This is a genomic window from Paenibacillus sp. YAF4_2 (genome assembly GCF_052113225.1).
GTDB lineage: Bacteria > Bacillota > Bacilli > Paenibacillales > Paenibacillaceae > Pristimantibacillus.
Genome location: NZ_JBFRCT010000001.1, coordinates 497,487 through 512,407 on the forward strand (window position 1 = coordinate 497,487; position 14,921 = coordinate 512,407).

The window sequence follows — 14,921 nt, forward strand, 5'->3', positions numbered from 1 at the left end:
CATAGAAGTCAAAAGAGGTAATGAAGGGGCTAGCCGCCTATTCATTATCTTTTTTTATGTTCAAAAATGTCCCTAGTACTATCTTTACATCGAAGTATCGATCTGCTAGTATAGCTAATTGTTAACCAAGAAACATGAAACTAGGTTAACAATTAAAAGTGGATGGTGAACATTATGCAAACAGATTACGAACGGCTTGCTAACCTTAATAAGGATTATCTATGGAATCCATTTACTCAAATGAAAGACTACATAACCTCTGATCCACTTATTATTGAACGTGGTGAAGGAATTAAACTCTATGACGTGCAAGGACGTGCTTATTATGACGGCTTCTCATCGGTGTGGCTTAATGTACATGGCCATAATGTACCGGAGTTAAATCAAGCAATTACGGATCAGTTAAGCCGAGTTGCTCATTCAACCTTACTCGGAATGGCTAATAGACCAGCGATTGAACTAGCAGAGAAGCTGGCAGGGATTACGCCGCGAGGATTAAATAAAGTATTTTACTCAGATTCAGGAGCAACCGGCGTTGAGATCGCGATCAAAATGGCGTTTCAATACTGGCAAAATAAAGGCGTTAAAAGTAAAACTTCTTTCATCACAATGAATCAAGCGTATCACGGGGATACAATCGGAGCTGTGAGCGTTGGTGCGATTCCACTCTATCACGACATTTTCCGTCCGATGTTATTCCCTTCGCACGTCATACCCTATCCTTACGCTTATCGTCATGAAGGTGGCGAGAAGTCGGCATTGGATGCAACGTTAACCGCTCTTAGTGATCTTCTTGAAACATGCGCCGAGGAAATTGCAGCACTTATCGTCGAGCCGATTGTTCAAGGTGCCAGTGGCATCGTTACGATGCCGCCAAACTGTTTGCGCGAAATGGCGGCCTTATGTCAAAAGTATGATGTGCTATTGATAGCTGACGAGGTAGCAACAGGTTTTGGCCGGACAGGCGCTATGTTTGCCTGTGATCTCGAAGAGGTAAGTCCGGACTTGATGGTAATTGGAAAAGGACTTACTGGAGGCTATTTGCCTGTGGCAGCGACGCTAGCAACGGATGAAATATATCAAGCATTTTACGCCGATTACGAAGAACAAAAGACTTTTTTCCATGGACATTCTTTTACGGGTAACCCGCTTGGTTGCGCGGTTGCTTTAGCTAGCTTAAAGCTCATGGAAGAGCGCAACATGATAGAAGGGGTAGGGGCAAAGGCAACATTTGTCGAGCAGAAGCTCTCAAACCTTAAGGACCGACCGCATGTTGGCGATATTCGGCAAAAGGGGCTAATGATCGGAATCGAACTCGTCCGAAATAAGGATTCACGTGAGCCCTATGAGTGGATAGAACGGGTAGGCGTTCGTGCAACAGAGCGAGCCAGGGAACTCGGGATGTTAACAAGGCCGCTTGGTAATGTGATGGTTTTCATTCCTCCGCTTGCTAGTACAGAAACGGAGCTAGATGCTATGACGGATATTTTGGCGAAATCCATTATTGACATCACCGAAGGCTGTTGAGGGAATGAACAACGCGATTACTAGAACAACAATACCTGGTTTATTTGTAACGGGTACGGATACGGGGATCGGAAAAACAATAGTGGCGGCCGCCATTGCCGCTGTTCTTCGCGCAGAAGGAATGAACGTTGGTGTCTGGAAGCCCGTACAATCTGGCGAAAAGATCGGCAGCGGAATGACCGATGCTGAAAGACTATTGCAACTTTCGGGGATTCAGGACCGACCCGAAGTTGTTGCTCCTTTTGCATTCGAAGCCCCGATAACTCCGATGCTCGCTGCCCAACAGTCTGGGGTAACGCTAACGTTAAAGGAGCTTATCGCTGCGGGAGCACCGCTCGTTGATCGTTACCAAGCGCTGATTGTCGAAGGTGCCGGTGGCGTCGCTGTACCGCTGACCGATGATGCCTTCGTGGCAGATTTCATTTCTGAACTCCGGATGCCTACGGTGATTGTAGCTCGATCTGGGCTAGGTACGATTAATCACACGCTTTTAACCGCTTCCTATCTTAAACAAATAGGCGTACACATTATTGGCATCATTATGAACGACATCGAACATATAGAGACAATTGACGATCCGAGTATGGCTAATAACGCGGAACTTATCGAACGATACAGCGGACTTAAGGTCCTGGGTAGATTACCCCGTTTGCATAATGCAGGTGATTCGGGAACGTTGGTACGTGCTTTCCGAGAAACAATAGAACTCGCGCCTATTAGAGACGCAATAGCAGTTCAAACCATGGGAGGATGAAGCAGATGGAAACCACTATGACAAATACGAAGTGGCAATTTCTTGCCGAGAAAGCACTGCGCGGTGAACGCCTAACTTTAGAGGAGGGGCTCTCGGTACTCGAAGCCGACAATGATGATGTGCTTCTTATCATGAATGCAGCATTTACGGTGAGAAAACATTTTTACGGCAAAAAAGTGAAGCTGAACATGATCATTAACGCTAAGAGCGGCCTTTGTCCTGAGGACTGTGGCTATTGTTCGCAATCGATCGTTTCAACTGCGCCAGTCAACAAATATACTTTGCTCGATAAAGAAACGCTGCTCGCTGGTGCTCGAGAAGCGATGGCTCGCATGGCCGGAACTTATTGCATCGTAGCAGCCGGGAAAGGACCTACGGATAAAGAGCTTAATCAAGTAATTGATGCCATTAAAGAAATTCGGGAGACAATGCCGCTGAAGATTTGTGCATGCCTGGGCATTCTCAAGGAAGATCAAGCTAAGCGACTTGCCGAGGCAGGCGTTCATCGTTATAACCACAACTTGAATACTAGCAAAGCAAACTATCCTTCCATCACGATGACCCACACCTACGATCAACGCGTTGAAACCGTAGAGAAGGTAAAGGCGCACGGCATGTCTCCTTGCTCCGGTGTTATTATCGGCATGGGCGAAACCCATCAAGAAATCGTGGAAATGGCTTTCGCACTCCACGAACTCGATGCGGATTCAATCCCGATCAATTTCCTGAACGCGATACCGGGAACACCTTTAGAGCATGCAGGTCGAACTCCATCGATGAAAGCATTAAAAGTACTAGCCTTATTCCGATTTGTTTGTCCATCTAAAGAAATTCGTGTGGCCGGCGGTCGCGAAGTTAACCTCCGTACGCTGCAGCCCTTGTCCTTATACGCCGCAAACTCATTATTCGTAGGAGATTATTTAACGACTGCTGGCCAAGATGTATCGGCCGATCATCAAATTATCGAAGATTTGGGATTCGAAATCGAGTTGAACGCACTGTAAGGCGGTGACAACATGGAATGGATGGAAAAAGAACTCGAATTATGGTCAGGAGCCTCATTGGAACGCTCTTTGCGTGAAAGTGGAGTCGCCCAAGAAACTCCTAGTTACGTCTTACGCAACGAACGAGCACTGATCAACCTTTCTTCCAATAACTATCTCGGGCTCGCCGACCATCCTGCCATCATTGAAGCGATGAGAGTCGCCCTCTTATCTGAAGGAGTCGGTTCCGGCGCTTCCCGTCTAGTCACAGGCAATCGATTCCCATACGTTCAGTTAGAGCAGGCGCTGGCCGAATGGCAAAGATGCGATGCTGCACTCGTAATCGCGAATGGTTATATGGCTAACTCAGGTGTAATTAGCGCGCTTGTTGGGAGAGGAGATGTCGTTTTTAGTGATCGTTTGAACCATGCAAGTATCGTAGACGGAGTCGTACTCAGTCGTGCGGAACATGCCAGGTACCGTCATAACGACATGGAGCATTTGCGGACATTGTTGAAGAAGTACCGCGATCATGGGCGTAAATTGATTGTAACCGATGCCGTCTTTTCCATGGATGGCGACCAAGCTCACTTACGCGAACTTGTTTCTCTCAAACAAGAGTACGGAGCGTTGCTCATGGTGGATGAAGCGCACAGCGGGGGGATTTATGGCAGGCACGGCGAGGGATTGTGCCATGACCTCGGACTGCACGATCAAGTCGATATTCATATGGGGACGTTCAGTAAATCATTCGGTGTTTATGGAGCATATATTTGCGGCAGCCATACATTGATTCGGTGGTTAGTTAATGCAGCTAGACCGCTCATTTATTCGACGGCTTTGCCGCCTTCTCTCGTCGTCGGTATTTCAAAGGCATTAGAGCTGGTTATTTCGGATCACTGGCGCCGAGAAAAATTGCTCGCAGTAAGCCAATTATTTCGTTCTTCGCTTAAACATTCGGGTTTCATAATCGGTGACGGTGACTCTCCAATCATACCGCTAATCGTGGGTAATAATGAAGCAACTTTGCGTTTTAGCCATGCCCTTGAAGAGAAAGGGATCGCAGCGGTTGCGATCCGTCCGCCGACAGTTCCTGACGGAACTGCTCGCATTCGATTTTCGTTATCAGCCTTACATTCGGACAGAGAACTGATGGATGCAGCCGATTGCATCCGTTCCATCGGACATCAAATGGGGGTGCTATGATGACTGTATCTGAAAAGAACGGCACTATCCTATGGTTGACCGGTTGGAGTATATCGGATTCCGTATTTAACAGGTTACGCGAATCGTTGCCAGACTATCGTCATATAGCCGTTGATTATAGTGAAGCTGATACGCAAGAAAAAATGATACATCTTACGGAGATAGCAGCAAAAAACATACTGTCTCCTTTGGTAATCGGGGGTTGGTCTCTCGGTGGTTTGTTGGCACTAAAACTCGCAGCCTTAGCTGACGGCCTTTTGCTATTTGCGGCGACTGCTCAATTCACGCGTTCCAAAGAGGAGTCTGATCTCGGCTGGGCAGATGCCTACGTGAGGAAGATGATTGCTGGTCTTTCGAAAGATCGAGAAGCGGTAGAAACAAAATTTCGACGAATGCTGTTTACTGAAGCAGAACGCGAGGAAGGAATAGAACAAAGCCTTCCTTTTCGCCATGATTGGACAACCCCGGCATTAATAGCAGGACTACAGATTTTACGTGGTGAGGAAGTCTTTTCTCAATTGCAACATACCCGTTGTCCGATTTTTCTAGTGCATGGCACCGATGATAAAATTTGTCCTTATGGCGCTGCATTGGAGCTTGTATCATTAATACCTCAAGCCATGCTACATACAATACCCTTTGGCGGTCATGCGCCGTTCCTGGGAAGGGAAGAGGAGATCGCAAAACGATTCAGGAGTTGGTGGCATGAACAATCGAAAAACAGCAATTAGGCGACAATTTAATCGTAGTGCTGAGGGCTTGTATGACATTCATGCTGATGTACAGCGTACGATGGCAGCGCAACTTGCTAAGTCACTCTTGAGGTGGTTTAACGCAAGAAATGCTGACCCGTTAAAAATCCTGGAAATCGGCTGTGGTACGGGTACTTTGACCGAACTTTTGATAAACCAATGGCCTCAGGCTTCGATTACGGCGTTAGATCTTGCACCCACCATGATCAAAGTTGCCGAACAACGCGTTCAATCAAGTCAAACGGTAGATTTACGTTTTATCCAATCCGACGTGGAGATATGGGCTGCCGAAGCCTCATCTGATTCCTTCGACCTCATTGTTTCCAGTGCCTGTTTTCAATGGCTAAGTCATCCGAGGCAAACGCTAAGTCATCTGAGAAGAATCCTTCGACCGGGAGGCTTGCTGGTGTTCACGACATTCGGACCGGAAACGTTTCGCGAGCTACATCAATCTTTTGATGAAGTATATGACGCAAACAAAATGGAGCCGCAACGTCACGGATTATCGGTTCTATCACCAGATCAATGGAAAGATGTTCTTATAGAAGCTGGATTTTCTGTTATCCATAGTAAACAGGAGATTCATAAGGAAACGTACGCTTCTCCAAGGGATTTCCTTCAATCGGTAAAGGCGATGGGCGCAAGTACTTCTGAAGCTGCTAAGATAGAGGGACTAGGCTCTCGGCGCCTGTTCACCGAAATGTATAAGGTATACGAGGAGAAGTACAGCATTCAGGGAGGCATCATTGCCACATACGAGTTACTTTTAATTGAAGCAGGATGGAGCGATTCCCCTTAATGTCGGATTTTGTCGCTCGCCTGTGCATCCGAAAAGTCCTGCTGCCGTGACGATCTAGGCCCTCTAAAATGGTCCCTCCATATAGGGGCATCTCCCTATATACGCTCCCCGTTTGGACAGGCATAATAGTCTTGCATAGCCAAAAGGAAATGTTTACCTGTTTTTTCAGGACTTTGTTTGCGGCGCTTTTCATGCAAGACAATATTCCGAACGACATGGAGGAGAAGTAAAGGAATGGAGAATTCGAACACTAGGATCAATCCTAGACGACAGCTCGCTAATGCGCTGATGGCCGTCATGCTGCTTCTCGGCCTCTTCAGTATTCAAGTCCAGCCCGCACGCGCCGCTTCGGTACCGCATCTGGTGGTAGCAACTCCGACGGCGAATTCCTTCGTGCCTGATCGCATCTTTGTCCGAGTTACGGTCAACTCCCAGGTGCCTATCGCTGAAACAAAGGCCGCGGCGGGCAGCATGCCGGCGGTTAACTTAACGAAACAGACCGCTATTTGCGTATCTTCTTGTGAATACACTGGCTGGGTCGATGTCTCCTTGCTCCCTTGGGGGGATTTCACCTTGACACTTGCCTCGGTTGACGTCGATGGCATCTCTAGCGCTCCTCTTGCCATCGCGCTTAAGCACAACAAGATGCCGGTGATTCATCCTGATGCGCCGCTTCCATTCGAAGTCGCTGACCCAAATCTGGCGGTCAATATTTCTTGCACCGACGATAATCCCGGCTCGGACTGCAGCAACCTAAAGCTTAGTATTAACGGAAAGCTGTTGGCATCCGGCACGAACGCTATCGTGGAGTCGGTTTCCGCGGAGCAGTGGCTTGGCCAGGCGGCAACTGTTCAGCTTAGCGCATCCGACGCAAGTGGGTTGACTAGCACGCAGTCATATCCGATCTATGTCGAGGATGTCTCGAATCTGACAACCATCTCGAAGGAAGCAGGCCTTGTGCTAGACTCTGACGATTCTCGCACACTGCTATGGAATGCTTATGATCATCGTCTGCGCATTCGCCATCAGGATACGAACGAAGTGGAGACGCTGCCACTGCTCGTACCGGAACAGACACAGCTTAACGTCCGACTCATTCCCGGCGGCGCAATGGGCAGTGCGTTCGATGCAACCGGCTTCGACTTACCCGACGGCTACTATCGGAAAGGTCTCGACCCGATGGGGAACTATTCGCGTTTCGTATGGCGGAACGGTCAGCTCCAATCTATTGCCGCGGACGATATTCGCGTGAACGGAGATTGGGCAGCCTACCATGCGCAAGGAGGAGGGCTTCGCGAACTGACGCTGGAGAACACCGTGTCAGGGGAAGCGGTCTCCGTCGGGTTCACTGACCGGTTCGATTACGCGCTGGACGATCATGGCACGCTCGTGTTCGCGCGAGACGGCAAGCTGTTCCGATTCGCGGACGGCACCGCTGTGCAAATTACGCCTAATGACAGGTTCGTCTACCACTCACCGGTCATGAACGGCGGCGTGCTGCTCTATGCAAGGGATGACCGTTCGGATAACAGCTCCACGCTCGTCGTCGAGCGGGGTGATGCTGCGGTGGATCTTGCCGGAGCATCTGCCGTGCCGGGGGATTACTTGACGGCAGGCGGCTGGATTGCCTATACGGTGTATACGGAAGTCGGTCAAAAGCAGTTGTGGCTGCGTTCGCCTTCCGGAGAGGATGTGCGGTTGACGCCGACCAGCACCGCTGACAGCCATTTTGTTGCACTTTCAGATGCAGGCGAAGCTGCTTACACCTACGACGGCGGCATCTGGCTGAGCCGTCTGCAAGAGGATGGCAGGCTGCCATCCGAGCGGATCGTCACGGATAAAGCGAAGATGTATTGGAAGGACGGGTGGCAAGTTTACCTTGGTACCACATGGTACGAGGTGCCGGGGACGGACCCTGGCACGGATCCAGGAACGGATCCAGGAACAGATCCAGGAACAGATCCAGGTACCGATCCAGGAACAGATCCAGGAACGGACCCTGGCACCGATCCAGGAACTGAACCTGTACCAACGGCTGACCTCGACGGCAATGGCCAGGTCAATCGGCTGGATGCTGTTGAATTCCTGCGCACATTCGGGACGAAACGAGGGCAGTTCCATTACGATCCGAAGGCTGATTTCGACTCGGACGGCGTTATATGGAAGCCGGATCTGATCGCATTCGTGAAAGCAGGACATTTTGGACCCGGATTGAAAATAGCCTTGAAAAAAGGCGCCGCCGACATCGCGAGCGCAATCGACCTGACTTCGATTTTTCCCCGCAAGTAGTCCGTTTACCGGGAGCAACAAAGAGCTATCCTTGAAGCGCCTGCTTCTTGGATAGCTCTTTGTTTTCTTCAAGCGTTATTCTCACGGACAGTCTTTCATTGAATATAACCTTACATTTTGTTACAATTCATCAGGATATATTTAGGAGGGGAATGTATTCCTTCTATCAACTACTAGAAGGATAATGGAGGTTTGAAATGAAGGTCAAACGAATCGTCGCAAATATAAATACGAAGGATATCACGGCAGCTAAATCCTTCTACCAGGATGTACTCGGCCTTGATTTAATGATGGATCATGGTTGGATTAGAACATATGGTTCAAACGAGGAGATGAGCATTCAAATTAGTTTCGCCTCACAGGGTGGCTCAGAAACGCCTACGCCTGATCTATCGATCGAAGTCGATGATGTTGATGCTATATTAGAAGGCATGAAGAGAGCTGGATTTCCGATAGAATATGGGCCTGTTGATGAGCCTTGGGGTGTTCGACGATTCTATGTCCTCGATCCATTTGGTAAGCTTATCAACATTCTTGCTCATTAATATGGCCAATCAACTATTAACTCCTCAAAATCTCGGCAATGGTTTTGATTCCCTGATCGATCTGAGACTCCGTTACATTCCCAAACCCCATAATTAATCGATCTTCAAACTTTCCTTTAACAATAGAGTACTTTTCAGCAGGATATATCTTAATATTCCGCTCCTCAAGCTGCGATGTCAGAAGAGGGTCAAACCGATGTCCGGATAATTCGGCGATCAAGTGTAACCCTGCAGCATCACCTGATATTTTGACTTGGTTGCCGAACGTTTCGCATAAGCTGGCTATGAGACGATTTCTTCTTTTGCCATAAATACGCTTCATTTGGGAGATGTGGCGTTCCAAGTGATGACTGGCAATAAATCTAGCAAGGATGACTTGGGACAATGTTGGGCAATGCATGTCTGTTACCCGCTTTAACTGAAGAAGAGGAGAGACTAATTCGTGTGGTACCACCATATAGCCCAGTCTTAGCGCGGGGAACATATTTTTACTAAAAGTCCCTACATAAATGACTCTCTCCGAGTCCAGCTCCCTTAGAGCATGAAGCGGCATTCCGGCGTAGCGGAATTCACTGTCGTAATCGTCCTCGATTATGTAACAGCCGGTTTGGCGGGCATAATCTAAAAGTTGTAAACGGCGTCCAATGGACAAAATACTGCCGAATGGAAATTGGTGGGATGGAGTAACAAAGATACACTTCGGATGCAAATGAGTTGGCAGATTATCAACATTCAGGCCATGATCATCTACGGAAACTGGGATTATGTTAGCGCCAGTTGATGCGAAAATATCGTGGATGAAGGTAGCGGTCGGATCTTCTGTCACTATGGCATCATTAGGTTTTAATAAAAGCTTGCACAATAAAGCGATAGCTTGAGTAGCGCCGGCCGTCACGATTACCTGCGAAGGGGCACATTGAATCCCTTTGGTGTGTAGTAAAAGCTGACATATGCTTGTGCGAAGTTCCATATTGCCTGCGGGATCATCATAACCAAAATCCCATGAATGAGCACTTTCGTATACACCAAGTGCGGTTTCTTTCCATTTTTTACGTGGAATGTGATCCAGAGCAGGGAAGCTCGGACGGAAGTCTATGCCATCGAAACGATTTGGATATTCCGCAGACTTGGATGATTCGAAAACTTCGCTTACGTGGGACTGAGTCGAAAACGAATTGCGTCCTCCCAAATCTACCACGTAAGTACCTGAGCCTTGGCGGCCTTCCAAGTAACCTTCGGCTATTAGCTGCTCATAGACTTCTACAATCAGTGCGCGAGACACTCCGAACTCACTTGCAAGATCTCGGGTGGAAGGGAGTCTGCTTCCCGATGTATAGAAGCCCTGAAACATCCGATCCCGCAGCAAAGTATAAATATGTTTGGTTTTAGTAGCAGAAACGTTTGGTTTGGAGTAGAGCGGCATTGATAGTGCCCCCTTATAATAATTGGTATGTTAATTATGAAGCCAAAGTGGTACTTATTGATACCAATCTAACATGATAACATGGGAGTTACAAATTTAAGGATTTAGTAGCAGAGAGGTGAAGCGATGAATCAAGAGATTACCCCAAAGAGAAAAACCAAATATAAGGCGGCTGGCGGCCTTATGGTCACAGCCCTTTTCTTTGCCTCTCTGAATTTGCGCCCGGCGATAAGCTCTATTTCTCCCGTACTCGAAATCATTCGTAGCGATTTGGGTATGAATGCTTCTGTAGCCAGCTTGTTAACTTCTATCCCCGTCCTATGCATGGGCTTCTTCTCGCCAATATCCGTCCGGATCGGCAGGAGATTGGGAATCGAGAGGGTCATTACCTGGTCCTTGGTTCTGCTAAGTGTAAGTACACTTTTGCGTATCGTTACTCATTCCGCTTTCTTTTTACTTCTAACCGCTCTGCTGGCCGGCATAGGCATTGCTGCAATGGGGCCATTGCTATCCGGATTTATCAAAAGGCATTTCGCAAGTAACATTCCAATGATGATCGCTGTGTACTCTATGGCTTTGTCACTCGGAGCCGCTCTAGGTTCCAGTTTATCCGCTCCCTTGCAATTCAGGGTACATTCATGGCAAACGACACTTGCTTTTTGGGCTGTACTTGCTATAGCAGCTGTTCCAATTTGGTTTAGAGTCGTCACAAGGGGGATAGACACTCCAATGGATTCAGCAACCATCTCGCAGAGCTCGAAGCTGCCGTGGGGGAATAAGAAGGTCTGGTTATTAACCGTGCATTTTGGTCTTATGGCTATGGTTTTTTATTCTTTAATGGCATGGCTGCCGCCTATAATGGAAAGCTTGGGGTATTCACGCCTCTATGCGGGGAATTTACTTACAATCTTTGCAATAGTACAAATACCAAGTGGGTTAGTGCTCCAATTCCTGTTGAAGCGGTATCCATCCCGCCTACTATGGCTGCTTGCTGCATCTTTCTTACAGCTAATTGGACTTATTCTCATCTTTTGTTCCATTCTCCCTTGGTTAGCTGCTGTCTTATGCGGATTTGGTTCAGGAATGTTGTTTGCTCTCGGAACGTTATTGCCTATTGATGCTGCTTCATCTCCGCAGGAAGCGGCTTCCTGGGCGGCAATGACGCAATCCGGAGGATACATTATCGGCGCGCTTGGTCCAATTCTTATTGGTTGGATCAATGATTTGGCCTATCAATTCAGATTGGCCATATTGGGATTGATCATCATTACACTAATGTTAATGACGGTTCAAGTGCTCATAATCCCGCGCAAAGTGAAAAAGTCATTCGAGACTACCATGTGAAATTGACACAAGATGAGAACAGTATTGGAGGTCGTTATATGAAAATATTCGTTGCTGGATCTACAGGTGTAATTGGCCGTTTGCTACTTCCCAAATTGGTGCGGGCTGGCCATGAAGTCATTGGAATGACCCATTGCGTGGAACGCAAGGCATTCATTCAAGATTTGGGGGCAAAGCCTATCGTCGTCGATGCGTTTGAACGGGACGATATCCTAGGAGCAATCGGGGAATTACGACCGGATGTAATCATTCATCAGCTTACTTCCCTTAGCAATTGGAATCTCGAGGACAATGCCAGAATCAGAATGGAAGGGACTCGGAATCTAGTAGATGCCGCCAAGGCTGCAGGTGTTAGTCGATTCATCGCACAAAGCATTTCTTGGGCTTATGAACCAGGTGATTATCCTGCGTCGGAAGAGGTTCCCTTGGATATACATGCACCCTTGCCGCGGAAATCGACTATTGATGGTATTATTGCACTGGAAGGGGCTGTAGCGGAGGTACCGAGTCACGTTATTTTACGGTATGGGATGCTCTACGGACCTGAAACCTGGTACGATAAAAGAGGGATCATGGCGGAAAAAGTGTTGCAAAGGCAGCTGCATGCAAACGACGGAATCACTTCCTTCCTTCATGTAGAGGATGCTGCAAATGCAGCTATGCTGGCATTGGATTGGCCTACGGGCTGGGTTAATATAGTAGATAACGAGCCTGCTGCTGGAACACAGTGGCTGCCTGTTTATGCTGATGCGCTGCATGCCCCTGCGCCGCAATATCAACCGGGAAGCAATAGAGGAGAGCGCGGCGCATCGAATACCAAAGCGCAAAACGAATACGGATGGGTTCCGTTGTACCCAACATGGAGATCTGGATTCGCGCAAAGCTTAAGATAAGGTCTTTACCTCTTAATAGATGCGAAGTACGCTATTAAATAGCAAGAAAAGAAGGGAGCCGCTCATTGACGGCTCCTTTCTTGATTTTATACAGAAATAAGAATATATAGTATAATTACGGATACACCAGAATTCGCAATGAGGGGGCAAGGAAAGTGGAAGAACTAACGTTCAATCAACAGAATCTATTTGCGCATGTATTCAATTTTACTCCTGTCGGAATTGTGCTGATTTCGTTAGATAGCCAATGGATCGATGTGAATCCGGCCGCTTGCCAGCTGCTCGGATACGAGAGAGACGAACTAATGAAATGCGATCCTGACAAATTGATATTTTCATCCGTAGAAAGCAATCATGACATCTACTTTAAACAATTATTGCAAGGCGATATATCAACATTCAGCTTTGAAAAAAGACATGTTCATCATAACGACACTGTCGTATGGACATCCGTACATGTTTCGCTTGTCAGAGAAGGGGCGGATGGCGAGCCTTGGTATTTAATCGCCCAAATCGTCGATATCACTTCTAATAAAATGATCGAACAAAAGCTGCAAGAAACGGTGGAAAGATACACTTCACTTAAGAAATACAATCACGACACCATTATTTCCTTTGACCTGCAGGGCAAGATTATGAACGGAAACGTGATGGCCGAGAATCTTATCGGGCAAAAGGTACGGGACCTGATTGGCACGAGTATCGCAGCCATTATCGGGGAGGATACGCTTGTGCGCATATTAGCCGACAACGAGCCTTACACCGATATCGAAGGATCTATCAATCATGTTCCCCATATCAATGGGTATCTTGTTGAAGTTCTAGTCACGATCGCGCCGATTATCGTTAACAATCGAAGCATCGGATTTTATCTGCTAATCAAGGATATTACCGAACAAAAGAAGCTTCTGATTGAAAAAGAGGCAGCAGAACGGACAAATGAAGTCAAAAGCGAATTTATGGCGATCATGAGCCATGAAATTCGTACCCCGATGAACGGCGTAATCGGCATGACCGATTTGCTGCTGGATACACCTCTGGATGAGGAGCAGCAGGAATATGTCTCCATCATCCGGAAGAGCGGGGATACTTTGCTGGCCATCATCAATGATATTCTCGACTTTTCTAAGGTGGAGTCAGGTAATACCGAACTGTCGGAGGAGCCATTCAAGCTGAGCGAAGCGATTGCAGAGACTTTTGACACGCTAATGCCTAAAGCGCTGGAGAAAAAACTGACGCTTAACGTATCCATTCATCCAGACATTCCGCATAAAGTAATCGGCGACCCTCTCAAAATCCGTCAGATTCTTATGAACCTGATCGGCAACGCCATTAAATTTACGCCGGAAGGCTCCATTACAGTTAGTATCGATAAAGCTGAAGCATCAGGAGATAAGATCCATTTCTACTTTTCTGTGGAGGATACGGGAATCGGAGTGCCGGCGGATAAAAGGGCCTATCTCTTTGAGCCATTTTATCAGGCCGATCATTTCATGGTGCGACAGGCAGGAGGTACCGGACTTGGCCTCGCTATTACGCGAAAGCTGATTGAGCTGATGGATGGTGAGATCTATTGCGAGCCAAATCCTGGAGGAGGCACAATCTTTAGATTCAACATTGCCTTACAGGTCGAATCTCTCCCGGATGTATTATTTCTGGAATCGGATTACGAGCAGCTGCCCGATACCAATGACAAGCTGAACATATTGATCGCCGAAGACAATCATATTAATCAGCTTGTCTTGATTCGAATGGTGGAAAAACTTGGTTTTCGCCCAGATGCCGTATCCAACGGATCTGAAGTCTTAGAAGCCGTTCAGAAAAAGAAATACGATATTCTATTTATGGATATTCAGATGCCGGTGATGAACGGTCTGGAAGCAACCAAACGTCTGCGGCAAATGCTGCGATCGGACGAGTTGCCACATATTGTGGCAGTTACGGCAAACGCGCTCGTCGGCGACCGTGAGCGATTCATGAGTTCGGGCATGCACGAATATATCAGCAAGCCGTTGCATAACGCAGCAGTATCAGCAGTCATACAACGATTTATAGACAGTAAAGCATTACAGCCAAAGACTCTAAGTCTAAGGCATCGAAATAACTAAGTTGCCGGAATATGAAATCTTACACGCCTTCAAGAATTACAATGAAAGTATTAAATACAACCCCAAAAAATAAAGCGCTACACAACTACGTAGATAAATAAGTTTACATTTTAAAATTTAAATCAAAAAACCATCATTCATTGAAATGATGGTTTTTTGATGTGGACATGAGATGAGGGCTAAAAGGCTTTGATGGGACGCACGGATCATCTCACTTTCATCGAGGCTCATTGATTTTTAAGACCTAAATTTCTACTAAAGCGTGTCAAGCTGGAGCCTCAGGTCAGGCTTCTTTCTC

Annotated in this window: 12 protein-coding genes; 11 read left to right on the plus strand and 1 reads right to left on the minus strand. The window is 47.2% G+C overall.

Annotation, left to right across the window (positions count from 1 at the left end):
- Window positions 1-174: 174 nt before the first annotated feature.
- From bioA to AB4Y93_RS02475, 8 genes are all read left to right on the plus strand, one after another.
- The gene (bioA, locus tag AB4Y93_RS02440; RefSeq protein ID WP_441888590.1) at window positions 175-1,527 is read left to right on the plus strand and encodes an adenosylmethionine--8-amino-7-oxononanoate transaminase; all 1,353 of its coding nucleotides are present in this window, start codon (window positions 175-177) and stop codon (window positions 1,525-1,527) included.
- Window positions 1,505-2,281, plus strand: coding sequence for a dethiobiotin synthase (gene bioD / locus AB4Y93_RS02445; protein ID WP_441888592.1), 777 nt, complete (start codon window positions 1,505-1,507; stop codon window positions 2,279-2,281). Before bioA ends, bioD begins: the two co-directional genes overlap by 23 nt.
- A 5-nt stretch (window positions 2,282-2,286) precedes the next feature.
- Window positions 2,287-3,285: a biotin synthase BioB gene (gene bioB / locus AB4Y93_RS02450; RefSeq protein WP_441888594.1), complete on the plus strand. Its 999-nt coding sequence runs from the start codon at window positions 2,287-2,289 to the stop codon at window positions 3,283-3,285.
- 12 nt (window positions 3,286-3,297) lie between these two features.
- Window positions 3,298-4,470: an 8-amino-7-oxononanoate synthase gene (bioF, locus tag AB4Y93_RS02455; RefSeq protein WP_441888596.1), complete on the plus strand. Its 1,173-nt coding sequence runs from the start codon at window positions 3,298-3,300 to the stop codon at window positions 4,468-4,470.
- Complete coding sequence (locus tag AB4Y93_RS02460) at window positions 4,467-5,201, plus strand: alpha/beta fold hydrolase (RefSeq protein WP_441888598.1); 735 nt, start codon at window positions 4,467-4,469, stop codon at window positions 5,199-5,201. Before bioF ends, AB4Y93_RS02460 begins: the two co-directional genes overlap by 4 nt.
- Window positions 5,176-6,021, plus strand: a complete 846-nt coding sequence (gene bioC / locus AB4Y93_RS02465) for a malonyl-ACP O-methyltransferase BioC (RefSeq protein WP_441888600.1) — start codon at window positions 5,176-5,178, stop codon at window positions 6,019-6,021. The genes AB4Y93_RS02460 and bioC overlap by 26 nt, the downstream gene beginning before the upstream one ends.
- 234 nt (window positions 6,022-6,255) lie before the next feature.
- Window positions 6,256-8,310 (plus strand): hypothetical protein, encoded by a 2,055-nt coding sequence (locus AB4Y93_RS02470; protein ID WP_441888602.1) that lies wholly within the window; start codon window positions 6,256-6,258, stop codon window positions 8,308-8,310.
- Window positions 8,311-8,507: 197 nt separating this feature from the next.
- Window positions 8,508-8,855, plus strand: a complete 348-nt coding sequence (locus tag AB4Y93_RS02475; RefSeq protein WP_441888604.1) for a VOC family protein — start codon at window positions 8,508-8,510, stop codon at window positions 8,853-8,855.
- Window positions 8,856-8,871: 16 nt separating this feature from the next.
- Here the strand turns inward: AB4Y93_RS02475 and pdxR are convergent, their stop codons facing one another.
- Entirely contained in the window at window positions 8,872-10,278 is a 1,407-nt protein-coding gene (gene pdxR, locus AB4Y93_RS02480) for a MocR-like pyridoxine biosynthesis transcription factor PdxR (protein WP_441888606.1), read from the minus strand.
- A 126-nt stretch (window positions 10,279-10,404) separates the two neighbouring features.
- Between pdxR and AB4Y93_RS02485 the strand changes: the two genes are divergently transcribed.
- The 3 genes from AB4Y93_RS02485 to AB4Y93_RS02495 all read left to right on the plus strand — a co-directional run bounded on the left by AB4Y93_RS02485 (window position 10,405) and on the right by AB4Y93_RS02495 (window position 14,623).
- Window positions 10,405-11,622: an MFS transporter gene (locus tag AB4Y93_RS02485; protein WP_441888608.1), complete on the plus strand. Its 1,218-nt coding sequence runs from the start codon at window positions 10,405-10,407 to the stop codon at window positions 11,620-11,622.
- Between the two features lie 38 nt (window positions 11,623-11,660).
- Window positions 11,661-12,515: an NAD-dependent epimerase/dehydratase family protein gene (locus AB4Y93_RS02490; RefSeq protein ID WP_441888610.1), complete on the plus strand. Its 855-nt coding sequence runs from the start codon at window positions 11,661-11,663 to the stop codon at window positions 12,513-12,515.
- Window positions 12,516-12,670: 155 nt separating this feature from the next.
- Window positions 12,671-14,623, plus strand: a complete 1,953-nt coding sequence (locus tag AB4Y93_RS02495; RefSeq protein ID WP_441888612.1) for a PAS domain S-box protein — start codon at window positions 12,671-12,673, stop codon at window positions 14,621-14,623.
- The last annotated feature ends 298 nt before the right edge of the window (window positions 14,624-14,921 follow it).

Bases quoted from the DNA above. Each gene is read 5' to 3' on its own strand.
- bioA (WP_441888590.1), top strand. From the start codon at position 175: ATGCAAACAGATTACGAACGGCTTGCTAACCTTAATAAGGATTATCTA.
- bioB (WP_441888594.1), top strand. From the start codon at position 2,287: ATGGAAACCACTATGACAAATACGAAGTGGCAATTTCTTGCCGAGAAA.
- bioF (WP_441888596.1), top strand. From the start codon at position 3,298: ATGGAATGGATGGAAAAAGAACTCGAATTATGGTCAGGAGCCTCATTG.
- AB4Y93_RS02460 (WP_441888598.1), top strand. From the start codon at position 4,467: ATGATGACTGTATCTGAAAAGAACGGCACTATCCTATGGTTGACCGGT.
- bioC (WP_441888600.1), top strand. From the start codon at position 5,176: ATGAACAATCGAAAAACAGCAATTAGGCGACAATTTAATCGTAGTGCT.
- AB4Y93_RS02470 (WP_441888602.1), top strand. From the start codon at position 6,256: ATGGAGAATTCGAACACTAGGATCAATCCTAGACGACAGCTCGCTAAT.
- AB4Y93_RS02475 (WP_441888604.1), top strand. From the start codon at position 8,508: ATGAAGGTCAAACGAATCGTCGCAAATATAAATACGAAGGATATCACG.
- pdxR (WP_441888606.1), bottom strand. From the start codon at position 10,278: ATGCCGCTCTACTCCAAACCAAACGTTTCTGCTACTAAAACCAAACAT.
- AB4Y93_RS02485 (WP_441888608.1), top strand. From the start codon at position 10,405: ATGAATCAAGAGATTACCCCAAAGAGAAAAACCAAATATAAGGCGGCT.
- AB4Y93_RS02490 (WP_441888610.1), top strand. From the start codon at position 11,661: ATGAAAATATTCGTTGCTGGATCTACAGGTGTAATTGGCCGTTTGCTA.